Source organism: Sodalis sp. RH24 (assembly GCF_047324145.1).
Taxonomy (GTDB): domain Bacteria; phylum Pseudomonadota; class Gammaproteobacteria; order Enterobacterales; family Enterobacteriaceae; genus Acerihabitans.
Genome location: NZ_CP178729.1, coordinates 998,829 through 1,023,536, shown reverse-complemented (window position 1 = coordinate 1,023,536; position 24,708 = coordinate 998,829). Strand labels below are relative to the sequence as shown.

General features: G+C 59.2%; 25 protein-coding genes, 1 pseudogene and 1 other annotated feature. Of the genes and pseudogenes, 10 read left to right on the top strand and 16 right to left on the bottom strand.

Annotation, left to right across the window (positions count from 1 at the left end; genetic code table 11):
- Positions 1 to 48: 48 nt before the first annotated feature.
- Genes oppB through oppF form a run of 4 tightly spaced genes read left to right on the top strand, consistent with a single transcriptional unit; the run spans position 49 to position 3,942 of the window.
- Entirely contained in the window at positions 49 to 969 is a 921-nt protein-coding gene (gene oppB / locus ACL2XG_RS04560; protein ID WP_410015246.1) for an oligopeptide ABC transporter permease OppB, read from the top strand.
- Between the two features lie 14 nt (positions 970 to 983).
- Positions 984 to 1,892, top strand: a complete 909-nt coding sequence (gene oppC, locus ACL2XG_RS04555; RefSeq protein ID WP_410015245.1) for an oligopeptide ABC transporter permease OppC — start codon at positions 984 to 986, stop codon at positions 1,890 to 1,892.
- An 11-nt stretch (positions 1,893 to 1,903) separates the two neighbouring features.
- A complete protein-coding gene (locus ACL2XG_RS04550) occupies positions 1,904 to 2,929 on the top strand; it encodes an ABC transporter ATP-binding protein (protein ID WP_410015244.1) in 1,026 nt (341 codons plus the stop codon).
- Positions 2,926 to 3,942 (top strand): murein tripeptide/oligopeptide ABC transporter ATP binding protein OppF, encoded by a 1,017-nt coding sequence (gene oppF, locus ACL2XG_RS04545; protein ID WP_410015243.1) that lies wholly within the window; start codon positions 2,926 to 2,928, stop codon positions 3,940 to 3,942. Before ACL2XG_RS04550 ends, oppF begins: the two co-directional genes overlap by 4 nt.
- Positions 3,943 to 5,350: 1,408 nt before the next feature.
- On the opposite strand, the gene ACL2XG_RS04540 is transcribed toward oppF, so the two are convergent.
- Both ACL2XG_RS04540 and cls read right to left on the bottom strand, forming a co-directional pair.
- On the bottom strand, positions 5,351 to 5,674 hold the full coding sequence (locus ACL2XG_RS04540; RefSeq protein WP_410015242.1) for an HI1450 family dsDNA-mimic protein: 324 nt from the start codon (positions 5,672 to 5,674) through the stop codon (positions 5,351 to 5,353).
- Between the two features lie 77 nt (positions 5,675 to 5,751).
- Positions 5,752 to 7,212 (bottom strand): cardiolipin synthase, encoded by a 1,461-nt coding sequence (cls, locus tag ACL2XG_RS04535; RefSeq protein ID WP_410015241.1) that lies wholly within the window; start codon positions 7,210 to 7,212, stop codon positions 5,752 to 5,754.
- Between the two features lie 184 nt (positions 7,213 to 7,396).
- On the opposite strand from cls, the gene ACL2XG_RS04530 reads away from it, so the two are divergent.
- Positions 7,397 to 7,576, top strand: coding sequence for a YciY family protein (locus tag ACL2XG_RS04530; protein WP_410015240.1), 180 nt, complete (start codon positions 7,397 to 7,399; stop codon positions 7,574 to 7,576).
- A 109-nt stretch (positions 7,577 to 7,685) separates the two neighbouring features.
- Here ACL2XG_RS04530 and ACL2XG_RS04525 read toward each other — a convergent pair whose 3' ends face one another.
- Together ACL2XG_RS04525 and ACL2XG_RS04520 are read right to left on the bottom strand one after the other, a co-directional pair.
- The gene (locus tag ACL2XG_RS04525) at positions 7,686 to 7,907 is read right to left on the bottom strand and encodes a hypothetical protein (protein WP_410015239.1); all 222 of its coding nucleotides are present in this window, start codon (positions 7,905 to 7,907) and stop codon (positions 7,686 to 7,688) included.
- A gap of 620 nt (positions 7,908 to 8,527) precedes the next feature.
- Positions 8,528 to 8,824, bottom strand: a complete 297-nt coding sequence (locus ACL2XG_RS04520; protein ID WP_410016555.1) for a YciI family protein — start codon at positions 8,822 to 8,824, stop codon at positions 8,528 to 8,530.
- 216 nt (positions 8,825 to 9,040) lie between these two features.
- On the opposite strand from ACL2XG_RS04520, the gene ACL2XG_RS04515 reads away from it, so the two are divergent.
- Positions 9,041 to 9,784 carry an energy transducer TonB gene (locus ACL2XG_RS04515; RefSeq protein WP_413722780.1) on the top strand — a complete coding sequence of 248 codons (744 nt, stop codon included), beginning with the start codon at positions 9,041 to 9,043 and terminating at the stop codon, positions 9,782 to 9,784.
- Between the two features lie 61 nt (positions 9,785 to 9,845).
- Here the strand turns inward: ACL2XG_RS04515 and yciA are convergent, their stop codons facing one another.
- The 4 genes from yciA to ACL2XG_RS04495 are packed head-to-tail and all read right to left on the bottom strand — an operon-like array spanning position 9,846 to position 12,120.
- A complete protein-coding gene (gene yciA / locus ACL2XG_RS04510) occupies positions 9,846 to 10,271 on the bottom strand; it encodes an acyl-CoA thioester hydrolase YciA (RefSeq protein WP_413722781.1) in 426 nt (141 codons plus the stop codon).
- Positions 10,272 to 10,322: 51 nt separating this feature from the next.
- Positions 10,323 to 10,868, bottom strand: a complete 546-nt coding sequence (locus tag ACL2XG_RS04505) for a septation protein A (protein WP_410015236.1) — start codon at positions 10,866 to 10,868, stop codon at positions 10,323 to 10,325.
- A gap of 39 nt (positions 10,869 to 10,907) precedes the next feature.
- Positions 10,908 to 11,663, bottom strand: a complete 756-nt coding sequence (locus ACL2XG_RS04500) for a YciC family protein (protein ID WP_410015235.1) — start codon at positions 11,661 to 11,663, stop codon at positions 10,908 to 10,910.
- 52 nt (positions 11,664 to 11,715) lie between these two features.
- The gene (locus ACL2XG_RS04495) at positions 11,716 to 12,120 is read right to left on the bottom strand and encodes a YkgJ family cysteine cluster protein (protein ID WP_410015234.1); all 405 of its coding nucleotides are present in this window, start codon (positions 12,118 to 12,120) and stop codon (positions 11,716 to 11,718) included.
- A gap of 273 nt (positions 12,121 to 12,393) precedes the next feature.
- Between ACL2XG_RS04495 and ompW the strand changes: the two genes are divergently transcribed.
- Positions 12,394 to 13,026 carry an outer membrane protein OmpW gene (gene ompW / locus ACL2XG_RS04490; RefSeq protein WP_413722782.1) on the top strand — a complete coding sequence of 211 codons (633 nt, stop codon included), beginning with the start codon at positions 12,394 to 12,396 and terminating at the stop codon, positions 13,024 to 13,026.
- Positions 13,027 to 13,084: 58 nt separating this feature from the next.
- Here ompW and ACL2XG_RS04485 read toward each other — a convergent pair whose 3' ends face one another.
- From ACL2XG_RS04485 to ACL2XG_RS04460, 6 genes and pseudogenes are all read right to left on the bottom strand, one after another.
- Positions 13,085 to 13,399 carry a BON domain-containing protein gene (locus tag ACL2XG_RS04485; RefSeq protein WP_410015232.1) on the bottom strand — a complete coding sequence of 105 codons (315 nt, stop codon included), beginning with the start codon at positions 13,397 to 13,399 and terminating at the stop codon, positions 13,085 to 13,087.
- A gap of 115 nt (positions 13,400 to 13,514) precedes the next feature.
- Complete coding sequence (trpA, locus tag ACL2XG_RS04480; protein ID WP_413722783.1) at positions 13,515 to 14,321, bottom strand: tryptophan synthase subunit alpha; 807 nt, start codon at positions 14,319 to 14,321, stop codon at positions 13,515 to 13,517.
- Entirely contained in the window at positions 14,321 to 15,511 is a 1,191-nt protein-coding gene (gene trpB, locus ACL2XG_RS04475) for a tryptophan synthase subunit beta (RefSeq protein ID WP_410015230.1), read from the bottom strand. The genes trpA and trpB overlap by 1 nt, the downstream gene beginning before the upstream one ends.
- A gap of 33 nt (positions 15,512 to 15,544) precedes the next feature.
- On the bottom strand, positions 15,545 to 16,900 hold the full coding sequence (gene trpCF, locus ACL2XG_RS04470; RefSeq protein WP_413722784.1) for a bifunctional indole-3-glycerol-phosphate synthase TrpC/phosphoribosylanthranilate isomerase TrpF: 1,356 nt from the start codon (positions 16,898 to 16,900) through the stop codon (positions 15,545 to 15,547).
- 3 nt (positions 16,901 to 16,903) lie between these two features.
- Positions 16,904 to 18,498: pseudogene (trpD, locus tag ACL2XG_RS04465) on the bottom strand (bifunctional anthranilate synthase glutamate amidotransferase component TrpG/anthranilate phosphoribosyltransferase TrpD).
- A complete protein-coding gene (locus ACL2XG_RS04460; RefSeq protein WP_413722785.1) occupies positions 18,498 to 20,060 on the bottom strand; it encodes an anthranilate synthase component 1 in 1,563 nt (520 codons plus the stop codon). Before ACL2XG_RS04460 ends, trpD begins: the two are co-directional and overlap by 1 nt.
- Positions 20,061 to 20,083: 23 nt before the next feature.
- Positions 20,084 to 20,189: a sequence feature (Trp leader region), on the bottom strand.
- A 147-nt stretch (positions 20,190 to 20,336) separates the two neighbouring features.
- Here ACL2XG_RS04460 and rnm point away from each other — a divergent pair.
- The 3 genes from rnm to rluB all read left to right on the top strand — a co-directional run bounded on the left by rnm (position 20,337) and on the right by rluB (position 23,019).
- Complete coding sequence (gene rnm, locus ACL2XG_RS04455; protein ID WP_413722786.1) at positions 20,337 to 21,260, top strand: RNase RNM; 924 nt, start codon at positions 20,337 to 20,339, stop codon at positions 21,258 to 21,260.
- 72 nt (positions 21,261 to 21,332) lie between these two features.
- Positions 21,333 to 21,953, top strand: coding sequence for an L-threonylcarbamoyladenylate synthase (locus tag ACL2XG_RS04450; protein WP_410015226.1), 621 nt, complete (start codon positions 21,333 to 21,335; stop codon positions 21,951 to 21,953).
- A gap of 178 nt (positions 21,954 to 22,131) precedes the next feature.
- Positions 22,132 to 23,019 (top strand): 23S rRNA pseudouridine(2605) synthase RluB, encoded by an 888-nt coding sequence (gene rluB, locus ACL2XG_RS04445; RefSeq protein WP_413722787.1) that lies wholly within the window; start codon positions 22,132 to 22,134, stop codon positions 23,017 to 23,019.
- 123 nt (positions 23,020 to 23,142) lie between these two features.
- Here the strand turns inward: rluB and cobO are convergent, their stop codons facing one another.
- Both cobO and ACL2XG_RS04435 read right to left on the bottom strand, forming a co-directional pair.
- The gene (gene cobO, locus ACL2XG_RS04440; protein ID WP_413722788.1) at positions 23,143 to 23,733 is read right to left on the bottom strand and encodes a cob(I)yrinic acid a,c-diamide adenosyltransferase; all 591 of its coding nucleotides are present in this window, start codon (positions 23,731 to 23,733) and stop codon (positions 23,143 to 23,145) included.
- 17 nt (positions 23,734 to 23,750) lie between these two features.
- On the bottom strand, positions 23,751 to 24,509 hold the full coding sequence (locus tag ACL2XG_RS04435; RefSeq protein WP_413722789.1) for a YciK family oxidoreductase: 759 nt from the start codon (positions 24,507 to 24,509) through the stop codon (positions 23,751 to 23,753).
- Positions 24,510 to 24,708 lie beyond the last annotated feature (199 nt).

Below are 24,708 nucleotides of genomic sequence, written 5' to 3'. Positions count from 1 at the left end.
CCTGTTCAAGTGAACGATTTGAATAAATGCACGTTATAGGTATTGGGCATGTTAAAGTTTATTATCCGCCGGTTGCTTGAAGCGATTCCGACGCTATTCATATTGATCACCATTTCATTTTTCATGATGCGGCTGGCGCCCGGGAGTCCGTTTACCGGCGAGCGCGGCCTGCCGCCGGAAGTGATGGCCAACATCGAAGCCAGGTACCATCTCAACGATCCGATGATAAAGCAGTACGGCGCGTATCTGGTCCAACTGGCGCACGGTGATTTCGGCCCGTCGTTCAAATATAAAGACTATTCGGTTAACGATTTGGTGGCCAATTCTTTTCCCGTCTCGGCCAAGCTAGGCCTGGCGGCGTTTATACTGGCGATGGTGGTGGGGGTATTCGCCGGCGTCATGGCGGCGCTGCGGCAAAATACCAAATGGGATTACCTGGCCATGGGTTTTGCCATGACCGGCGTCGTCATACCCAGCTTTGTGGTGGCGCCGCTGCTGGTGCTTATCTTCGCCATTACGCTTAAATGGCTGCCGGGCGGCGGCTGGAACGGCGGCGCGCCCAGGTTTGTGCTGCTGCCGATGATTGCCCTGTCGCTGGCCTATATCGCCAGCATCGCCCGTATCACCCGTGGCTCGATGATTGAGGTGCTGCACTCCAACTTTATCCGCACCGCCCGGGCCAAGGGACTGCCCATGCGGCGCATTATTTTCAGCCACGCCCTCAAACCCGCGCTGCTGCCGGTCATTTCTTATATGGGACCGGCGTTTGTCGGCATCATTACCGGCTCCATGGTAATAGAAACCATCTTCGGACTGCCGGGGATCGGCCAGCTGTTTGTCAACGGCGCGCTGAACCGTGATTATTCGCTGGTGTTAAGCCTGACCATCCTGGTCGGGGCGCTGACGATTTTATTTAATGCGATTGTCGATGTGCTGTACGCGGTTATCGACCCGAAAATACGTTATTAAGCTGGAGCACGCACATGATGATTGGTAACAAAAATAGCGAGGCTCTGGAGAAACTCAGCGAAACGCTGCAAGTGGAAGGCCGTAGCCTTTGGCAGGACGCCCGCCGGCGTTTTATCCATAACAAGGCCGCGCTAACCAGCCTTATCGTTCTGGCGCTGATCGTGGTGTTTGTCGCCCTGGCGCCTTCCCTGGCGCAATTCAGTTACGACGATACCGACTTTGCCATGATGTCGGCCGCGCCGAGTATGGAATCCGCGCATTATTTCGGCACCGATTCCTCCGGCCGCGATCTGCTGGTGCGCGTGGCCATCGGCGGACGGATTTCCTTGATGGTCGGCGTCGCCGCCGCGCTGGTGGCGGTGATCCTGGGCACGCTTTACGGTGCGCTGTCCGGCTATCTCGGCGGTAAAACCGACTCGGTGATGATGCGCCTGCTGGAAATCCTCAACTCTTTTCCGTTTATGTTTTTCGTTATCCTGCTGGTGACTTTTTTCGGTCGCAATATCTTTTTGATCTTTATCGCCATCGGCATGGTGTCCTGGCTGGATATGGCGCGTATCGTGCGCGGCCAGACCCTGGGGCTGAAACGCAAGGAGTTTATCGAGGCCGCGGTGGTCAGCGGGGTGCGTACCCGCAATATTATCCTGCGCCATATCGTCCCCAACGTGCTGGGCGTGGTGGTGGTTTATGCGTCCCTGCTGGTGCCGAGCATGATCCTGTTCGAGTCGTTCCTCAGTTTCCTGGGGCTGGGCACGCAGGAGCCGCTGAGCAGCTGGGGCGCCTTGTTAAGCGACGGCGCCAATTCCATGGAAGTGTCGCCCTGGCTGCTGATGTTTCCCGCCTTTTTCCTGGTGGTGACGCTGTTTTGTTTTAATTTTATCGGCGATGGCCTGCGTGATGCCCTCGACCCGAAAGATCGTTAAGGAGTGCCGTGATGAGCATAATCGACCCAAAAACGCCGACGCCCTCCCTGGCGTCGGCAGCGTCCGCGCCGGCATTGCTGACCGTTAAGGATTTGCGCGTGACCTTCGCCACCGCCGACGGCGATGTGACCGCGGTTAACGACCTGAACTTTACCCTGCGGGCCGGGGAAACGCTGGGTATTGTCGGCGAGTCCGGCTCGGGTAAGTCTCAGACCGCGTTTGCCCTGATGGGACTGCTGGCCGCCAACGGGCGTATTGAGGGCTCCGCCGCCTTTAATGGCCGTGAAATTCTCAACCTGCCGGAGAAGCAGCTGAACAAACTACGCGCCTCGGAAATCTCGATGATTTTCCAGGATCCGATGACGTCGCTTAATCCTTATATGCGGGTGGGCGAACAGCTGATTGAAGTACTGTTGATGCATAAAAAAATCAGCAAGCATGAGGCGTTTGAAGAGTCGGTGCGTATGCTCGACGCGGTAAAAATGCCCGAGGCGCGCAAGCGGATGCGGATGTATCCCCATGAGTTTTCCGGCGGCATGCGTCAGCGGGTGATGATCGCCATGGCGCTGCTGTGCCGGCCGAAACTGCTGATAGCCGATGAGCCCACCACCGCGCTGGATGTCACCGTCCAGGCGCAGATCATGACCTTGCTAAACGATCTGAAACGCGAGTTTAACACCGCCATCATTATGATTACCCACGATTTGGGTGTGGTGGCCGGCATCTGCGATCGCGTGCTGGTGATGTACGCGGGCCGTACCATGGAATACGGTACGGCGCGCGATATTTTTTACCAGCCCAGCCATCCTTATTCCATCGGCCTGCTGTCGGCGGTGCCACGGCTGGATGCCGACGGTTCCACCATGATGGTGACCATTCCCGGCAATCCGCCCAATCTGCTGCGTTTGCCGGAGGGCTGTCCGTTCCAGCCGCGCTGTCCTTACGCCATGGATATCTGCGTCAACATGCCGCCCCTCGAGCGGTTCGCCACGGAGCGTCTGCGCGCCTGCTATAAGCCCCTGGAGGAATTGGTATGAATGCCATGGACGAACATAAAAAGGTGCTGCTGGATGTCGAAAACCTGAAAGTGTATTTCGAGGTGAAAGGCGATAAACAGTGGTTCTGGCAACCGGCCAAGAGCCTAAAGGCGGTCGACGGCGTGTCCCTGCGGCTGTACGAGGGAGAAACGCTGGGGGTGGTGGGCGAGTCGGGCTGTGGCAAATCGACCTTTGCCCGGGCGCTGATTGGCCTGGTGAAATCCACCAGCGGGCGTATCGCCTGGCTGGGCAAGGAATTGCAGGGGATGAGCAGCGATGAGTGGCGCGAGACGCGTAACGATATCCAGATGATTTTCCAGGACCCGCTGGCCTCGCTTAATCCGCGCATGACCATCGGCGATATCATCGCCGAGCCGTTGCATACCTATCATCCGAAGATGCCGCGCCAGTTGGTGAAAGACAAGGTGCGCAACATGATGCTGAAGGTGGGGCTGTTGCCGAATCTTATCAATCGGTATCCGCATGAGTTTTCCGGCGGGCAGTGTCAGCGTATCGGCATCGCCCGCGCGCTGATACTTGAACCCAAGCTGGTGATTTGCGACGAGCCGGTGTCGGCGCTGGACGTGTCGATCCAGGCGCAGGTGGTGAATTTATTGCAGCAGCTGCAGCGTGAGATGGGGCTGTCGCTGATCTTTATCGCCCACGATCTGGCGGTGGTGAAGCATATTTCCGATCGGGTGCTGGTGATGTACCTGGGCCACGCGGTGGAGTTGGGTACGTATGATCAGGTGTATCATAATCCTCAGCATCCCTACACCAAGGCGTTGATGTCGGCGGTGCCGATACCGGATCCGGATAAGGAACGTAATAAGGCCATTCAACTGCTGGAAGGGGATTTGCCGTCGCCGATCAATCCGCCGTCGGGGTGTGTGTTCCGTACCCGGTGCCCGATTGCCGGCGAGGCGTGCGCGGTGACGCGGCCGATACTGCAGGGCAGTTTTCGGCATGCGTGCTCCTGCATTAAGGTGGATGTGAGCCAACTGGCGCAATAATCGGGAATAAAACCCACTTTTCGCCAGCAGGGTGCCAGCGGGCGTACCAATGATATGGTCTGGTGATTTTGGAGCGCCGGATGGATGTCGCCACGTTTATGTCGCCGCGGAGAGGATTTCGCTGGTGGTTTGCGTCGCCTTGGCGGAGGTTTTGCTGGCGTTTGTGGGAGAGACTTATGCCGCTGCGGCGAGGGTTTCGCTTGCCGTGCGTTAGGTTGTTTTATGTCTTGCCCGGTGCCGGCAAGCGACAAGAAGGGTGGTTCGCGCCACCCTTCTTGACTTCCGCGCGTCCGGCAGACCGTGCGCCGCTGCGCGGTTCCCGGCATCACCCATCCCGTCTTTTGGACCGCACGGGACGCGCTCCCGGCGCGCCCTTTGCTTTCGCCGCTCCCGGCGGCTCATCCAGCCGCGATGCGCGCCGCCGGCGCACTCTATGCCGGCACCACGTCAACACCATCGTCTGTGAGTAAATTAATGTTTTAGGGTTCTCAGCGGTATGCGTTTACCGGGAAAAATATCAGCATCCAATTTGGGCTAAAGTCTACAATCTAATGGCTAATGGCTAATGGCTAATGGCTAATGGCTAATGGCTAATGGCTAATGCTTACTATTAAAACTTAAAACTTAAAACTTAAAACTGAATGATGAATGCCTTACTGCCTTATTACATGACGGCTCTAACGCCTTACTGCATGACTCCATGTCTGTATGACCTGCTTTTCGCTGTGCCAGCTGCTTTTTTCCATACGCGTTGCATCCCATAACCGTCAATCCTATCCCGACGCCAAACTCTATCCAAGCAAAAGCGCCGCTATCGCTTCAGAAAATACATTGCCAACAGCGACATATGTCCCGGCATAAAGCGTGCTGACGGCGCCAGTGCCCCCGGCATGAGCCGCCGGGAGCGGCGAAAGGCCCGGTGGCGCCGGGAGCGCTAACCGGGCCGGTGCATCACGGGGGCATGGGCGGCGGAAGGCATCGCGCAGCGACGCGCGACCTGCCGGGCGCGCGGAGGTCAAGGAGGCCGTCGCGGTACGGCCTCTTTGTCGCTTGCCGGCACCCGGCACTGCATATAACCACCGAACGCACGGCAAGCGAAACCTCCGCCACGGCAACATAAACCTTATCGCAGCGGCATAACCTCCGCCACGGCAACATAAACCTTATCGCAGCGGCATAACCTCCGCCACGGCAACATAAACCCTATCGCGGCGGCATAACCTCCGCCACGGCAACATAAACCCTATCGCAGCGGCATAACCTCCGCCACGGCAACATAAACCCTATCGCGGCGGCATAACCTCCGCCACGGCAACATAAACCCTATCGCAGCGGCATAACCCCCGCCACGGCAACAGAAATCCCCCAGCCTAGAACGGGCCTGGCATGTCATGCGGCACTTGTGAAGTTATTCTTTCCAGAGGATATGGCAGATTTTTTCCGCTTTATCGCGGCAGATCAGCATGCGCGCAAAAACGTCGTTGACCTCCTGTCCGTCTTCATCCGCCAGGCCGATAACCACTTCAGCGAAAAAATCCGGATTGAGGTCAAAATCCACCTGCTCGTGCCATTCTTCCGACGGGTCAAACAGCTCAGCCGCGCCGCGTTGTTCAAACTGCAGATTAAAAAGAATCAGATCGGCCTGATCAAGGTTATCCGGCGCCAGTTCAAGAAAAATATCATAAGCCTGCTCCAGCGTTTCATCATCTGTCAGGCGATTGTCCAAATCCATAACCGGGGTCCTGTGTGGGTATCACGGAGGCATCAAGGGCGTTGCATGGCGCTATTACATCATGGCCTTCGCTAAATTTACAGCAATGGACTGAAAAAGTAGAACAGGCGCTCGACAATGCGTTGCCAGTAGGGGCGTTTGGCCCAGACCTGCGGGTCGATAAGCCGGGAGCGGGCGATATAATCCTCCTGGACCCGCGCCAGGTCGCTGCCGAAGTCATCATCGTCAATCACCAGGGTAATTTCAAAATTGAGCCACAGGCTGCGCATGTCGAGATTGACGGTGCCGACCAGGCTGAGCTGGCCGTCCACCAGTACGCTTTTGGTATGCAGCAGGCCACCCTCGAACTGATGGATATTGACGCCCGCTTCCAGCAGTTCGGCGAAAAAGGCCCGGCTGGCCCAGCCGACCAGCAGGGAGTCGTTATCGCGCGGCACCACGATATGCACGTCCACGCCGCGCTGGGCCGCGGTGCAAATGGCGTGCAGCAGATCGTCGCTCGGCACCAGATAGGGCGTGGTCATGATTAACTGCTGCCGCGAGGAATAAATTGAGGTCAGCAGGGCCTGGTGGATCATGCCTTCCGGGAAACCGGGGCCGGAGGCAATGACCTGGATAGTATGTCCCGTCGCCTGTTCAAACGGCATGATATTGACATCGGGCGGCGGTGGGAGCACCCGCTCACCGGTCTCGATTTCCCAGTCGCAGGAATAGATAATGCCCATGGCGGTCGTCACCGGGCCTTCCATCCTGGCCATCAGGTCGATCCATTGCCCGACGCCGGCATCCTGCTTGAAATAGCGCGGATCGACCATGTTCATGCTGCCGGTGTACGAAATATAATTATCAATCAGCACCATCTTGCGGTGTTGACGCAAATCCATGCGCCGCAGAAAGACACGCAGCAGGCTGACGTGCAGCGTTTCCACCACCTCGACGCCGGCGTTACGCATCATGGCCGGGTAGGGGGTGCGGAAAAACGCGACGCTGCCGGCGGAATCGAGCATCACACGGCAGCGCACGCCGCGCCTGGCGGCCGCCATCAGCGCCTCCGCCACCTGGTCCACCTGGCCGCCGGCCTGCCAGATATAAAACACCATCTCGATATTAGTCTGCGCCAGTCCGATATCCCTGATCAAGGCTTTAAGGGTGGCGTCGGTACCGGTAAGCAGCTGCAGCTGGTTGCCTTTCAGTCCGCCCATACCCTGGCGTAACTCGCACAGCTTGAACAGGGAGCGGGCGACTTCGCTGTTTTCGGTGGCGAAAATCCGCGTGCACTGCTTGAGGTCATGCATCCACTTGGCCGTGGACGGCCACATGGCCTTGGCCCGTTCCGCGCGGCGCTTGCCCAGGTTGAGTTCACCGAACAGCAGGTAGGTGATGATGCCCACCAAGGGAAGGATATAGATAACCAATAACCAGGCCATTGCGGAGGGGACCGCGCGCCGCTTCATTAACACCCGCAGGGTGACACCTGCGATCAGCAACCAATAGCCGAATACTATTAGCCAGTTGATTACAGTATAAAAAGTTGTCATAGAGGCGAAAAATCCTGTTCGCAAGGCGTTAAGCATGAGTGTACGCATACGGGGCGAAAAGAGGAAATTTTTTCGCCCCGCGCGCGCCCTTTACCAGTCCGCCGCGCCGGCGTTACAGCCTTGGCAGTCCGGGAAAATGGTTTATAATGGCGCCCTTATTATCCGGTAAGAGTCCGTTCGTGCCATGAAAAGAAGCAGAAATGAAGTCAGCCGCTGGCGCATGTTAAGGCAGGCGCAGCGCCGGCGTAGCCAGTGGGTGGAAGCACAGTCCCGCACCTATCGGCATCTGACGCGTTTGCGGCATCTTCAGTTGAAACAGCAGCGCCGTTCGTTGCTCTTTTCCGTAACGTCTTATGGTCTGTGATCCGCGCTAAATAACAGCGATAAAAAAACCGGCTTTTGGCCGGTTTACCGTATTTGAGTTCCTTATTACGGTTTTAATCAGGATTATCCCTTTCCTTATGATGTCTCTGTCACTGTGTGGCGGTGGTCGTTGATGTCGACGTCGACGTAGACGTCCCAGTGCCTTCCGGGTCGCTGGCGGATGCCATGGCGGCCACCGAGCCGGAAACCAATCCCGGATCGGTGACCGTCGCGGCACCGGAAGCGCTTTGCGTAGCCGCTTCCGTGGTTCCCGCGGCGCCGGCTGCAAAAGCAGTACCGGTGCCGGCGGCGGACATAACAAGTAGTGCCATAAAGATTTTCTTCAACATACTTACCTCCGGTTGTTAACTTCTTAACGGGGAGTACAGCAATTCCAAAGTATTAGAAATTGCCGGCGCCTACAAACCGGATATTGGCGCCCTGGCGCGTATTAACTGAATATTTATGCTGTCTTGGCCGGTAAGAGTCTGATTAAATGTTGGTTATTTTTTATACTAAGATAATTCCTAAATGATAATGATATGCCGGGACGATCACGGTAATTTCTATCAATTTTAAGGGGTTAATAGCCGTTACGCTCATTAATTGCCGTTAAGTATTAGTTGGCGTTAAGTAACAAGCGAAATAATAAAGAGGCGACCAAAATAGGCGGCAGAAAAAAAATAGCATTAAGGGAAAAGCAAATTCACCGACGGCAGGGGTTGGCACGCATTATATATAGCCCCGGCGATATCCAGGTCTGGCCAACAGAGAAAATAATGGCGTTGTTTGCCGGTAAATCCGTTGGCGCAGCCTCCTTAATAGAGAGGATAAATGATAAGCATGGATAATGATTGATGGGTTTTGCCGCCGGGTAAATTAACCTAGCGGGCAATCAGCGTTATTTCACGCCCGGGCCGCGTGGCGGCGCCGGGATGCAATAGGGTAATAATCAGAAGGTTTTACGGTAGGGTTTAACCTGCACCTGCTTATAAACACCCGCGGCGACATACGGGTCGGCATCCGCCCATGCCTGCGCCGCTTCGAGGGAATCGAATTCAGCAATAATGGTGGAGCCGCTGAATCCCGCCGCCCCGGGTTCGTTACTGTCTATCGCCGGCAGCGCGCCCGCCGTCAGTAAACGACCCTCATCGCGTAGCAGTTGCAGCCGGGCGACATGAGTGGCGCGTACGGATTGGCGTTTTTCCAGGGATCCGGGCACGTCTTCAGCATAGATAACATAGAGCAAGGGCATTACTCCCAAAGGAATGGATTCATTTCAAGTAATTTACGTTAAGACATTGAACCCCGCGGCGCAATGAAAAAATTTTCCTGGCCGCTGACGGTTGTTCAGACAGGGATAATTGCCGGTTTATCCTGTTAACCTGGCAAGAGTTTGTTTTGAGTTATTGAATATGATTGCTATTTGCATTTAAACTTCACCTTTACTGAAACTTTTGTTGATATGGCGTTGATAATTTTGAAACCGACCCGTCGATTTTCGTGGCCGTTTGTCTTGTCCGCAGGGCTGCATACCTCGCTGGTGGCGGGATTGCTGTATACGTCGGTAAACCAGATAACCGCGCCGACCGCGGTTGAGCAGCCGATGAGCGTTACGCTGGTGGCGCCGGAGCCTGAGCCGGTGGCCGCGCCGCCGCAGCCGCCGGTGGAACCGCCCGAGGTTGAGCCGACGGCTGCGCCCGAACCCGCCCCGGAGCCTGTGCGCGAACCGGATCCCATCCCCGCGCCTGAGCCTCCCGCGCCGGTACAGCAGCCGAAACCCCTGCCCAAGCCCAAGCCGGTGCATAAAGAAGCGGCTAAACCCAGGCCCAAGGTGACCGAGCCGCGCGCCGAACCGACACCGCTCGCCGCTCCACCCCGTGAGGCGCCCGTACGTGCCGCTCCGGCGCCCGCGCCGGCGCCGTCCGCACCGGTGGCCGATACCGGCCCGAAAGCCATCAGCCGCCCGGAACCGGGCTACCCTGAGCGCGCCAGGGCATTGGGCATCGAGGGAACGGTGAAGATCCAGTTTGATGTCGATGATAGCGGCCAGGTGGAAAACCTGCGTATCATTTCCGCCACGCCGCGCAATATGTTCGAGCGCGAAATTCGCCAGGTGATCCGGCGCTGGCGCTACCAGAGCGGCAAACCGGGCAAAAACCAGACCACGACCATCGAGTTTAAGCTGTCGGGCGTCAGCAGCAGCTAGGCCGGGCCGCGGTGTACGCGCAAGGCCCAGCACGGGCCGCCGCCTGGGGCAAAACGGGCGGCTAAGCGCCGCCGGGGGCGAAGTGGCGCTTGCCGTCGGGCAGGGGACGCGCCTTGCCTTCGTCGTCCACCGCGACATAGGTGAAAGCCGCTTCGGTGGCGCGGTAGCGCTGGCCGATGGGGGCGGAAGAGACTTTTTTGATCCAGACTTCCACGTTAATGCTCAGCGAACTGTTGCCCGTGCCGGTACAGCGGGCGTAACAACAGACCACGTCCCCCACCGCCACCGGTTTCAAAAACGTCATGCCGTCGACGCGCACCGTGACCACTCGGCCCTCGGCTATTTCCTTGGCGAGGATAGCGCCGCCCATATCCATTTGCGACATCAGCCAGCCGCCAAAAATATCACCGTTGGCATTGGTGTCGGCGGGCATGGCCAGCGTGCGCAGCACCAGCTCGCCGGAAGGTAAAAAAGGATTGTCGCTCATCAGGGGTTCCGCTTGGTTTGACATCGGTCCGCCCCGCGGCGGACCGGGGGATCAACGGGAGTTTTTCTGGTCTTCCGTCATATGACGATAGACATACACTCCGCTTAACAGGGTGAATACCAGCGTCAGGCCGGTCAGGCCGAACACCTTGAAATTCACCCAAACGTTTTGCGGCAGCCAGAAGGCGATATAGATATTCGCCGCGCCGCAGCCCAGGAAAAACAGCGCCCAGGCAATATTAAGATTGTTCCAGACGCGCTCGGGCAGGGTCAGTTCCTTGCCAAGCATGCGCTGAATCAGCGGCTTGCCGAGCATAAACTGGCTGACCAGCAGCGCAATGGCGAACAGGCCGTAAATGACCGTGACCTTCCATTTGATGAATTCGGCGTTATGGTAATACATCGTCAGTGAGCCGAAGATGGCAACCATGATAAACGTCAGCAAGGTGACTTTTTCCACTTTCCGGTAGCGGATCCAGGTATAAATCAGCACCAGCGCCGACGCGGCAATCAGCGCGCCGGAGGCAATATAAATGTCGTACAGCTTATAAAAGACAAAGAACACCACTAACGGCAGAAAATCCAGAAACTGCTTCATAAAAAAATCCGTGGTTGGTTAAGTGACGCCGGCTTGGTTTCAGGCCTGGCGCAGCAACATATACAGGCGATACAGGTAAATCAGCAACAGTGCGGAAATAATATTACTTAAGCCGTTAAGCAGCACCGCGGCCACCAGCGACGACACCTGGGTAAACTGTGCCGCCAGCAATAATACCGCCGCCTTGGCCAGCAGCCATACCAGCACCGCCGGGGCAACCAGCCGTACATTGGCGAAAGCCAGTTTACTACTCAGGCGCATCGACTTGAATACGCCCAGATTGTCGCTGGCGGCAATCACCGGCGCCATGCTGAACGCTATGGCAATCAGGATCCCCGGTATCACAATCAATAATAGCCCGAGTTGCACCAGCAGCGTGGTAATAAATACCAATAACAGCAGGCGGGGCAGGATGGGCGCGGACAGCCCGATGGCGCGCAGCACGCTGACCGGCTGCCGGTCGGATACCAGGCGAATCATGGTCAACAGCGCCCCGGCCAGGATGACGTTGCCCACCAGACCGGCGAAAGTGCCCGCCGCAGAGGCTTTCAGCAGCACTTTTTGCTGTTCAGGCGTCATTTGCTGCACCAGTTCCTGCAGGCTGAGGCTGGATGAGTCGGCCATGTCGGGACCGTCGGCGCTCAGGATGACCAGCTGATCGCTACTGGGCGATAAGGCATGGCCGAGCACCACGCTAATCAGCGCCGCCAGCAGGGCCAGCAGGATGATGCTGGTAAACTGGTTACGGGTAAAATTCAACATGTCGCGATACAGGGTACTTGCCATAATTGGCATGTAGAGCTCCTTGGCAGAACGTTCTAAATTATCAGCCCGGTATTCTACCCTGTTAATGCCCCGGAGGGCACCCCGCGACATGATGATGCTGATTTTCCACCCTAATAAGCGTCTGCGCGGGCGCTGCGAGCGGCGGCAGGCCGTAATGCGCCCTGGCGCGATCGCAGGCGTCGTTGGGCCGCCCGCCGTCGCCGGCCATGGCAAACTCCCGGCAGGGCGAGGGACGACCGGCATAAATGGTGCAACGGACCGCTTTACCCACCTCGCCCGCCAGGGCATGGCAACGCGGCGTCCGCTCGTTGGTGCCGCGCATGCAACGTAAGAAAGGGGTAAGGGGTTCAGTTAAGGCATGGGGCACCGGGCCGCCGCCGTCATCGCCCTCGGCCCAATAAAAGGATACGCGGAACCACGCGCAACACGCGCCGCAGCTCATGCAGGGATTACTGTTATCGCTCATCGTGTCACCCGCCGACTCCACGGCGCCGAATCAGATTTGCCTGTCTGTTAACTTACGCCCGGTGCGCGGGAAAGCAACTGCCCGGGCCAAAGTATTTTTTTTGTCCTGTTTCGGTCCTGGTTGATTTGGATCAATCTCAATCAAGTCAATCCCTTGGTATAAAACATGATAAACAAGGTTCAGCTCAAATTTACCCTACGATGTGCCAAAGTAACATTTGTGAACTGAATCAACTTTGCGTGGCAAAGGCATTATCTCAACAAGGAGCGGGACATGAACAAGTGTGTTATGGGCTTGGCGGCGGCCGCGCTGCTGTCGGCAACGGCGCAGGCGCATCAGGCGGGTGATATTATTGTTCGCGCGGGCAGCGCCACGGTACGGCCGAGTGAAAGTTCGGATAACGTGCTGGGGATGGGCGAGTTTAACGTGGATAACAACACCCAGCTCGGCCTGACGTTCAGTTATCTGGTCACCGACAATATCGGCGTGGAGCTGCTGGCGGCAACGCCCTTCAAGCACCATGTCGGGCTGAAAAGCACCGGCGACATCGCCTCGGTTAAACAACTGCCGCCAAGCCTGATGGCGCAGTATTATTTTGGCGACGCCCCGGATAAACTGCGGCCATACCTCGGGGTGGGCATCAACTATACTACCTTCTACGACGCGCACTTTAACCAAACCGGGCAGGACGCCGGACTGAGCGATTTAAGCGTCAAGCACTCCTGGGGCATCGCCGGCCAGGCGGGGCTGGATTATAACGTCAATGAAAACTGGCTGGTGAATATGTCGGTATGGTATATGGATATCGACACCGACGTGCGTTTCAAGGCCGGCGGCCAGCAGCAATCAGTGCATACGCAAATCGATCCCTGGGTATTTATGTTCGGCGTCGGCTATCGCTTCTAAAACGAGGGTGCGGATCTGAAACCGTGCCGGCGACGCGTGCGCGCCGCCGGCAACGGGATTATTTGATACTGATGTCGTTTTCCACCGAACGCACGCCCTTGACGCCGCGGGTAATGGTCACGGCGCGGTTGGCGTCGGCCATCGAGCTGGCGAAACCGCTTAACTGCACCCGGCCCTTAAAGGTTTCGACGTTGATTTCGGTGCCCTTTAAATGGTCATCGGCAAGCAACTGCGTTTTCACTTTGGTCGTGATCACGGTGTCGTCAATATACCCGCCGGTGCCTTCGGTCTTGGCGGTCGGCGCGCAGCCGGCCAGCACGGCCGCGACGATTGCGGTTGCTGCAAGTGTCGTAAGGGATTTCCAGTTTTTCATTTTTTCTCCTTGGATTTGAATTATTTATTATAATATATCACCCGCATCTTACAGGATGGCGGCGTAATTGATACGCCGCCATTAGAGTGTTGTGGATAAAATGATTTTTTTCAAATCAACCGCGCGTGGCGGCCTTCATTTTACTGACGAAGGTGCTTAACTGCGTCAGCATGGCCGCCGGGTCTTCCAGGTTGCGCTCGATAATCTTGACGATGGCCGAGCCGGAAATGGCCCCGGCCGCGCCCGCCGCCAGCGCGTCGCGCACCTGCGACGGCTCGGAAATACCGAAACCCTGCAGCGCGGGCGCGGCATGGAACTCGGTAAGCGTCGTCACCAGATGGGCCAGCGGCACATGGCCCTGGTTTTCACTGCCGGTTACGCCTGCGCGGGATAATAAATAGGTGTAAGCACGGCCGTGGGAGGCGATTTCACGCAGCAGGTCTTTATCGGCGTTGGGCGGGCAGATAAAGATAGGCGCCACGCCGTGGCGCATGGCGGCGGTACGAAACGGCAGGCTCTCTTCCAGCGGCACGTCGGCCACCAGCACCGAATCCACGCCAACCTCGGCGCAGCGGGCATAAAACGCATCGATACCTTTGTTAAACACCAGGTTGGCGTACATCAGCAGGCCGATGGGTATGGCGGGGTATTTCTGCCGGACAGTGGCCAGCAGTTCGAAACACTGATCCGGCGTCACCCCGGCGGCAAATGCCCGCAGGGTGGCGTTCTGGATGGTCGGGCCGTCCGCCAGCGGGTCGGAAAACGGGATGCCCAGTTCCAGGGCGTCGGCCCCGGCCTCGATTAAGGTATCGATAATTTTCAGCGACAGGCCGGGATTAGGATCGCCCAGCGTGACGAAGGGCACGAAGGCGCCTTCTTTACGGCTGTGCAGCGTGGTAAACAGTTGCTGATAGCGTTCCATTACATTTCTCCTCGCGCTTTTAATATATCGTACACGGTAAAAATATCCTTATCGCCGCGGCCCGAGAGATTGACCACCAGGATCTGCTCCTTGTCCGGCTCCGCCTTGATCATTTTCAGCGCGTGCGCCAGCGCGTGCGAGGATTCCAGCGCCGGGATGATGCCTTCATGGCGCGACAGGGCCTTGAACGCATCCAGGGCCTCCTCATCGGTCGCCGAGACGTATTCCGCGCGGCCGATACTGTCCAGATAGGCATGCTGCGGACCCACGGAAGGGAAATCCAGGCCGGCGGAAATGGAATAGGATTCCTCTATCTGCCCGTCGGAGGATTGCATCATCGGCGACTTCATGCCGAAATAGATGCCGATGCGGCCGTGTTTGAGCGACGCGCCGTGCTGGCCGGTCTCGATGCCCAGGCCGCCCGGCTCGACGCCGATCAGACGTACCGACGGCTCATCGATAAAATCGGCGAACATGCCGATGGCGTTGGACCCGCCGCCGACGCAGGCCAGCACCGCGTCAGGCAGGCAATGCTCCCGTTCCTGCATCTGCGCCTTGGTTTCCTCGCCAATCATGCGCTGGAATTCGCGCACGATGGTGGGGAACGGATGCGGACCGGCGGCGGTGCCCAGCATATAGTGGGCGCGCTCATAGCTGCCGGACCAGTCGCGCAGCGCTTCGTTGCAGGCGTCCTTTAGCGTCGAGGAGCCGCTGTGCACCGGGATCACTTCCGCGCCCATCAGACGCATGCGGAACACGTTGGGCTCCTGGCGCTGAATATCCTTGGCGCCCATATAAATGCGGCATTTCAGCCCCAGCAGCGCGGAGGCCAGCGCCGAAGCCACGCCATGCTGACCGGCGCCGGTTTCGGCGATGATTTCGGTTTTTCCCATGCGCTTGGCAAGCAGGGCCTGGCCGAGCACCTGGTTGGTTTTGTGCGCGCCGCCGTGCAGCAGATCCTCGCGCTTAAGATACAGTTTGGTCTTGGTGCCCGCGGTCAGGTTACGGCACAGGGTCAACGGCGTGGGGCGGCCGGCATAATTGGTTAACAAATCGCTGAATTCCGCCTGGAATGCCGGGTCGCTTTGCGCGCTGACAAAGGCGTCCTCCAGTTGCAGCAGCGCCGGTACCAGGATCTGCGGCACATACATGCCGCCGAATTCGCCGAAATAGGGATTTAATAGTGTCATGCGTTCCTGTCTCTTGTTGATCTGGGCAATCGATTAATAGGCGCGCAGCGTCTGAAATACCGTAGCCAGTTTATGGTGATCTTTAATACCCGGGGCGCTTTCAACGCCGGAGTTGAAGTCCAGCCCAACGCAGCCTAATTGCGCGGCGGCCACGCAGTTATCCGCCGCCAGCCCGCCGGCGAGCATGACGTTATCCAGACGCAGTCCGTCCAGCAGCGACCAGTCAAAGGGTTTACCGCTGCCGCCGCCATTATCGAACAGATAACGATCCACCGCGCTAAAATCCCGCGCCGGCGCATGGGTCCGCATATCCAGGGCTTTCCAGATACGGCAGGCGGAAGGCAGCGCCAGACGCAGGGCGCTTATATAGGCCTGGTCCTCGTCGCCGTGCAGCTGTACGGCATGCAGCGCCAGCGCGGCGGCGCTGCCTGCCACCTCCTCGATGGCGGCGTCGCGGAATACGCCGACGTAGCGCAGCGGCGCGCCGGCCATCACCGCGCGGGCGCGCGGGATATCCACACGCCTTGGCGACGAGGCGGCAAAAATCAGGCCGCCATAGAGCGCGCCGGCGTCATATGCCGCCCTGGCATCCTCGGGACGCGTCAGTCCGCAGACCTTATTCTCGCCGAGCAATACCCGGCGCACCGCGCCGTCCAGATCCGGTTCCGCCATCAACGCGCTGCCGATCAGGAAGCCGTTGGCGAAATGGCTCAGTTCCCTGACGTGGCGATAGGCGGTAATGCCGGATTCGCTTATCACCGTCACTCCCGGCAGCAGGGGCGCCAGGCGGCGGGTACGGTTTAAATCGATGGATAAATCGCGCAGATCGCGATTGTTAATGCCCACCACCCGGGCGCCGAGCGCCTGGGCGCGCCGGCACTCCTCTTCGGTTATCGCCTCGGTGAGCACGCCCATTTCCAGGCTGTGCGCCAGGGCGGCCAACTGACGGTAGGTGTCGTCGTCCAGCACCGACAGCATCAGCAGAATAGCGTCCGCCTGATGATGACGCGCCAGGTAAACCTGGTAGGGATCGATGATGAAATCCTTGCACAGCACCGGCTGGGGTACTACTTGGCTAATCTGGCGCAGGAAATCAAAGCTGCCCTGGAAGTATTTTTCGTCGGTCAGGCACGAGATGGCGGCGGCGTAGTGTTTGTACACGCCGGCGATGGCGGCCGGGTCAAAATCCTCGCGGATCAGGCCCTTGGACGGCGATGCTTTTTTGCACTCGAGGATAAACACGGTGCGCGAACCCTGGAGGGCATGATAGAAGCTGCGCGTGCTGGGGCGCACGTCGTCGATGAACCCGTCCAGCGGCTGGCGTTGCTTACGCTCGGCCAGCCATACTTTTTTATCAGCGACAATGTTTGTCAGTACCGTATCCTGCATGTCTTATCCTCTGGCCGCCAACGCGACAACACGTTCATAGGCGCCGCCGCCGCGGATGGCCGCCAGCGCCTGTTGGGTATTTTCGCGCAGATTCTCCTGGCCGAATAGTTTTAATAACAAGGCGACATTGGCGGCAACGGCGAATTCATGGGCATGTTCGCCTTTACCTTGTAACAACCGCGCCAAAATGTCACGATTTTCTTCCGGCGAGCCGCCCAGCAGGGCGTCCATTGACTGTTCCCGCAGGCCGAAATCCTCCGGCGTCAATTGATAGCTGTCGATCTCGCCCTCATTGAGTTCGGCCACCTGCGTCGGCGCGTGCAGCGCCACTTCATCCATGCCGCCGCCATGGACTACCGCTGCGCGCTGATAGCCCAGCACCCGCAGCGTTTGGGCGATGGGCAGCACCAGCTCCGGGCTGTAGACCCCGATCAGCGCCAGCGGGGGACGGGCGGGGTTAATCAACGGCCCGAGCACGTTAAACAGCGTGCGGGTTTTCAACTGCTGGCGCACCGGCATGGCATGGCGAAAACCGGTGTGGTACTGGGGCGCGTACAAAAAGCATACTCCCAGCTCGTCAAGCGCCTGGCGCGACGCTTGCGCCGGCATATCCAGCCGGATGCCGAAGGCCGCCAGCAGGTCCGAGGAACCCGAACGGCTGGACACGCTGCGGTTGCCGTGCTTGGCCACCCGTGCGCCGCAAGCGGCGGCGACAAAGGCGCTGGCGGTGGAAATATTGATGCTGTTGCTGCCGTCGCCGCCGGTGCCGACGATATCGGCAAAAGGATAATCAGGGCGCGGGAACGGCAGGGCGTCCGCCAGCAGGGCGGTGGCCGCGCCGGCAATTTCATCCGGATGCTCGCCGCGGATTTTCATGCTGATCAGCGCCGCCGCCAGCTGCGACGGTTCCAGCCCGCCCTGGATAATCTGGCTAAAAAGCTGTTCACTTTCCTGGCGGCTGATGCGCTCGGCGCGGTAAAGTTTTTCCAATATCTGTTGCATGATCAGGTTCCTATCGTTCAGGCCAGCGCCCAGTCCAGGGTTTGGTTAAGCAACCGCGCGCCCTGGGTGGTCAGGATGGATTCGGGATGAAATTGAAAACCGCAGACGCGATCGGCGTCATGACGCACCGCCATCACCATCTCGTTAAAGTGCGCATTGACCGTCAGTCCCGCCGGGATTTCGCTGCCCACCAGCGAGTGGTAGCGCGCCACCGGCAGCGGGTTCGGCATGCCGGCGAACATGCCGGCGCCATCATGGGTGATAAGGGACGCCTTGCCGTGCAGGATTTCCCCGGCCTGGCCGACGTAGCCGCCGTAGGCTTCCACAATCGCTTGGTGGCCGAGGCAGATGCCGATAATCGGCATCTGCCCGCGCAGCCGCGTAAGCAACTGCGGCATGCAGCCGGCGGCGGCGGGGGTGCCGGGACCGGGGGAAAGCATCAGTATGGGATTATCCATGGCCATCAGATGGCCGATGATGGTCTGCGCCGGCAGTTGGTTGCGGTACACCATCACCCGGTGGCCGGTGGCGCGCAGCTGATCCACCAGGTTGTAGGTAAAGGAGTCGATATTATCGAGTAACAGGATATCAGCCATCAGAACACCTCCCTGGCATGATGTGCGGTGGCGATGGCGCGCAGCACCGCGCGCGCTTTATTGCGGCTTTCGTCGGCTTCCGCCTGCGGCACCGAGTCCAGCACCACGCCGGCGCCGGCCTGTACGGTGGCGATGCCGTCCTCGACATAGGCCGAACGGATAACGATACAGGTATCCAGCAGGCCGCTGCCGGTAAAATAGCCGATGGCGCCGCCGTAGCTGCCGCGCCGCGTGCCTTCGGCCTTGGCAATCAACTGCATGGCGCGCACTTTGGGCGCGCCGCTCAGCGTGCCCATGTTCATACAGGCGCGGTAGGCGTGCAGCGCGTCAAGATCGGCGCGCAGGGTGCCGACCACCCGCGAAACCAGGTGCATGATAAAGGAGTAGCGATCGACCTTGGTCAAATCGGCGACATAGCGGCTGCCGGGTTCGCAGATGCGCGCCAGATCATTGCGCGCCAGGTCGACCAGCATCAGGTGTTCGGCCAGTTCTTTATGATCGGTGCGCATTTCAAGCTCGATACGGCTGTCCAGATCGCGATCCAGCGTGCCGTCCGGCCTGCGCCCGCGCGGACGGGAACCTGCAATGGGATAAATTTCTATCTGCCGGTTGGCGGCATCGTATTTCAGCGAACTTTCCGGCGAGGCGCCGAACAGGGTAAAATCGTTATCCTGCATAAAGAACATATAGGGACTGGGATTGCTCTCTTTCAGAGTATGGTAGGCGGCCAGCGGCGACGGGCAGGGCAGCGAAAAACGCCGTGAAGGCACCACCTGGAAGATTTCCCCCGCGCGGATCGCCTGCTGCATGCTGGTCACGATGCGGCCGAACTCCTCGTCGCTGCGATCGGTTTCCAGGGTCATGCTGTCGATCACCTGGTGGGGGATCGGCCCCGGCGTCTGCTGCAACTGATGCTGCAACTGCTCGATGCGCGCCTGTAGACGGCGTTTTTCGCCGGCCAGAGGAGTGAACAGGCTGCCCTGCAGCCGGCAGGTGCGCTGCTGATGATCAAGTACCAGCAGGGTTTCCGCCAGGTAGAAGCAAAAATCCGGACAGCGCTGCCCCTGGCTGAGCGCGGGCAGCGTTTCAAAACCCGCCACCAGGTCATAGGCGAACAGGCCGCCGAGGAACAGGGCATCCGGCTGATCCGCCGGCGCCGGCACCAGGGTCAGCAGCAGGCGCAGGCAATCGAATACCGACAGGCCGCGCAGCCGCGCATCCTCATCCATGTCGTTGCCGACGGACGGAAACACCAGCTCGCGGCCGCTGGGATGGGCGTTCACCTCAACCCCGGCCGGCAGCGCGGCGTCCAGCAGCGGCAGCAGCGCCGCGCCGTTGGCGGTCAGCGCCTGCAGCGTAACCCGCTGGCCGAGGGCGGTAATGCGCATGGCGCTGTCAAGCACCATCAGGCTTTGCAGGTTTTGCTTATTATCGATTTCGGCCGATTCCAGCAGCAAGGTGGCCGGTCGGGCGCCGCAAAGCTGGTTGAACATCGCGGTAGGATCGTCGCGATAAGTGGCGGTGGCCTGCAGCAGTTCTAATTGAGGTTGTGTGGCTTGCATAGTGTGTTCCCTGATTATCGCCCATAAAAAAACCCGCTTGAAAGGCGGGTTAGTAGGGATCTTGCTCTGTCCGACGACAGCGACGCATGATAACACCACCCGCTAAAGGGAAGTGCGCCACCAGCGAAGCGTTACCACGGTTAAGGTTATCATCGTCAGATTCTCATTGGTTGTCTTAATGTGTACTAGTAAACTAGTTCAGCAATGAAATGTCAACAGTCACCGCTTAAAAACAGTTAAATATTTAACAGGTTCGATTCACGGGCATTTGACGTTATGATAGGAACATTCATTTTGGAAGGTAGCCTATCGTTGACTGAGATCTACGTTAAATCATCGTTGCTGACCCTATACGATCTGCACAGCCATACCACCGCCTCCGACGGCCAGCTTTCGCCGGCGGATCTGGTGGCGCGCGCCGTGGCCATGGGCGTCGACGTGCTGGCCGTGACCGATCACGATACCGTGGCCGGCCTCGCCGGGGCGCGGCAGGCGATCGACGACGGCGCGCTGCCCCTCACGCTGGTGGCCGGAGTGGAAGTCTCCACCCAGTGGCAAAACCATGAGATCCATATTGTCGGCCTCGGTATCGATGACGCGCATCCGGCCATGGACGGGCTGCTGCGCGCCCAGCGGGAAAGGCGCCTGGCCCGGGCCCATGCCATCGCCGAGCGGCTGGAACGCGCCGGTATTCACGACGCCTGGCTGGGCGCCAGCCGTTTGGCCCAGGATGAACTGGTCACGCGCGGCCATTTCGCCCGTTACCTGGTCAGCATCGGCGCCGCCGATAACGTGACCAAGGTATTCAAAAAATACCTGTCCAAGGGTAAAACCGGCTATGTGCCGCCGCAGTGGTGTACAATCGAGGAAGCGGTCGGCGCCATCCACCAGGCGGGCGGACAGGCGGTGCTGGCCCATCCCGGCCGCTACCAGCTGTCGACCAAATGGCTTAAACGCCTGCTGGACCATGTTACCGACGCGGGCGGCGACGGTATCGAAGTGGCCATGTGCCAGCAGTCGCCGCAGGAAAAAACCGCGCTGGCGGGGTATGCGCGCGAGCGCGGGCTGCTGGCCTCCCAGGGATCCGATTTTCACCAGCCCTGCGCCTGGATCGAGCTTGGCCGTAAACTTTGGCTGCCGGGCGGCGTGGAGCCGATATGGCGCGATTGGCCGGTCGGCCGGTCGGCCGGTCGGCGGTAGCAGAAGGCTTGTCAGAAGGATAATCGCGGTATGCCGGGGGTGTTCTCCCGCCAGACTATATAAGGAGTCACAATGAGTCAGTTTTTTACCATTCATCCGGAAAACCCGCAGCCGCGGTTAATTAACCAAACCGTCGATCTGCTGCGCAAGGGCGCGGTTATTGTCTACCCCACCGATTCCGGCTACGCCCTCGGCTGCCGTCTGGAGGATAAAACCGCCATGGAGCGCATCTGCCGCATCCGGCAGCTGGACGGCAACCATAATTTTACCCTGGTCTGCCGCGACCTGTCCGAACTGTCCACCTATGCCCATGTGGATAACCAGGCGTTCCGTCTGATGAAAAACAATACGCCGGGCAAATATACCTTTATTCTCAAAGCCACCAAGGAAGTCCCCCGGCGGCTGATGAACGACAAGCGCAAGACCATCGGTCTGCGCGTGCCGAGCAACCCCATTGCCCTGGCGTTGCTCGAAACCATGGACGAGCCGATGATGTCCACCACCCTGATGCTGCCCGGCAACGATTTTGCGGAATCGGACCCGGAAATGATCAAGGATCATCTGGGCAAACAGGTGGATCTGGTGATTCACGGCGGTTTTCTCGGCCAGCAGCCGACGACGGTAATCGATTTGACCGACGACACGCCGGTGGTGGTGCGCGAAGGCGTCGGGGATGTTTCCCCCTTCCTTTAACGGCCGGCCGGCGGCGTTTTTACACCGCCGCCCCCGTCACCGTAAACTATGGATTGTGATCCGCGGGACCATAGTGTAAAATAGCCCCCTATCTTTCAGTTAAGTTACTGATAAGCTTACTAAATTATGGCGAAAGCCACCATTCGACGCCTGTGAAGGCGACAGCCGAGGTTGCTCAATGAGCGAAAAGCTGCAAAAAGTCCTGGCCCGCGCCGGGCATGGTTCCCGCCGTGAAGTTGAATCCCTGATTGAACAAGGCCGCGTCAGCGTTGACGGCAAAATCGCCACGCTGGGCGATCGGGTCGACGCCGTGAGTTCCATGAAAATCCGCGTCGATGGCCGGGTGGTTTCCATCACCGCGTCAGAAGAGGCGGTGTGCCGGATTCTGGCCTATTACAAACCCGAAGGCGAACTTTGCACCCGGCGGGATCCCGACGGCCGGCCGACGGTATTCGACCGTTTGCCTAAACTCAACGGCTCGCGCTGGATAGCGGTTGGGCGTCTGGATATCAATACTTCCGGCCTGCTGTTATTCACCACCGACGGGGAGCTGGCCAATCGCCTGATGCACCCGAGCCGGGAAGTGGAGCGCGAATACGCGGTACGGGTCTTCGGCCAGGTGGACGACGAAAAACTGCGGCTGCTGACCAAAGGCGTCACCCTGGAAGACGGCACGGGCGCGTTCCGTACCCTGAGCTTCCAGGGCGGGGAAGGGCTGAACCAGTGGTACAACGTGACCCTGATCGAAGGGCGCAACCGCGAAGTGCGGCGTTTATGGGAAGCGGTGGGCGTGCAGGTCAGCCGGCTGATTCGCACCCGCTACGGCGCCATTCCCCTGCCCAAAGGCTTGCCGCGCGGCGGCTGGACTGAACTGCCGCTGGGTGAAATCAACTATCTGCGCGAACTGGTGGAACTGGCGCCGGAAACCGTCACCAAAGTGCCGGTGGAGAAAGAGCGACGCCGTATGAAGGCCAACCAAATCCGCCGGGCGGTGAAACGCCACAGCACGGTCACGCCTACCCGGCGCGGCGGCCAAAGCAGCAAGCGCAACTCCGGCACCAAATAAGCCCGTCCAGGCGCCCGCGCCAAACGCCGGCTTGGCCGGCCGCGGCGCGCAATGCGTCTTCCCGGTCGCCATCCCGCCGCGGCCTGGCCCCGTCTGATTGACCGGGCCAGTCCCGCAGCCGCCTCACCAGTCCACGCCCTGTTGCGCCTTGATGCCCGCGTCGAACGCATGTTTCACCGGGCGCAGCTCGCTGACTGTATCCGCCAGCTCCAGCAGTTCGCGGTGGCAGGCGCGGCCGGTGATGATCACCGTCTGCCGCGGCGGGCGATGGTTCAGCGCCGCTATCACTTCGGGTAAATCCACATAATCGTACGTGATCATATAGGTCAGCTCGTCGAGCAGCACCAGATCCAGGCTGTCGTCCGCCAGCATGCGCAGGCCGTGGCGCCAGACGTCTTGGGCCGCGGCCCGATCGGTGACCCGGTTCTGGGTATTCCAGGTAAAACCGGTGGCCATTACCTGGAATTCAACCCCATGCTGCTCCAGCAGGTTTCTTTCGCCGTTCGGCCATTGCCCCTTGATAAACTGGATCACGCCGGCGCGCATGCCGTGGCCTATCGCCCGGGTCACGGTGCCGAAGCCGGCGGTGGTCTTGCCTTTGCCGTTGCCGGTAAACACAATGACGATGCCGCGCTGCTCCGTGGCCGCGGCAATACGGGCATCCACCTGTTCTTTTAAACGCTGCTGGCGCTGCTGGTGCCTATCTTCACTCATTCGCTGGTCCTGTATGATTACGCCGGGCCCGGTGTACGGTCCGGCTGGGCATCGAAACTGATCCCGGTTTTGCGGCGGCTGTCATCCCCCATTAAATAAAGGTAGATGGGCATAATCTCGGCGGGGGTCTTGAGGCGATCGGCATTTTCATCCGGAAAGGCGCTGGCGCGCATACCGGTACGGGTGCCGCCGGGGTTGATGCAGTTAACCCGCAGGGTAGCCGCGGGATATTCGTCCGCCAGCACCTGCATCATGCCTTCGGTGGCGAATTTGGAGACAGCGTACGCTCCCCAGTTGGCCCGTCCCTGGCGCCCGACGCTGGAACTGCTGAATATCAGGGAAGGCCGGGACGCCTGCAATAACAGCGGCAGCATCGCCTGGGTCAGCATAAAGGCGGCGTTCACGTTGACCGCCATCACCTGCTGCCAGCTGGCGGGGGACTGCTGCGCCATCGGCACGATTTCGCCTAACAGGCCGGCATTGTTCAGCAGGCCGTCCAGGCGCGGAAAGTCGGCCGCGAGCCGCTGGCCCAGCAAGGCGTAATCCTCCGCTCCGGCCACCGCCAGGTCAAAGGGGATAACCCGCGCCGGCTGGCCGCCTTCACCGGCAATCAATCCCGCCACCGCCGCCAGCTTGGCTTCGGTGCGCCCCAGCAGCAATAGCCTGGCGCCGTGGCGGGCGTAAGTCAGCGCCGCCTCGCGGCCGATGCCGTCGCCGGCCCCGGTCACCATAATGATGCGGCCGGCCAATAAGTCATGTTTGGGCTGGTAGTACAAGGGACGCTCCTTTGCTAACCCGTCACCCTGGAGGTGATATTAGCGCTCTTTTTACCCGACGGTCTCTCATTTTATGCCTGAAACCTGACCTCATTTCAATCGTTAACGGTTTACCGACTTAATATACGTAAACCTACGTAATATTCTGATTTTCCCGGCGACGTATACCCGCGCCTTAGCTAGAATAGACCGCAACGGA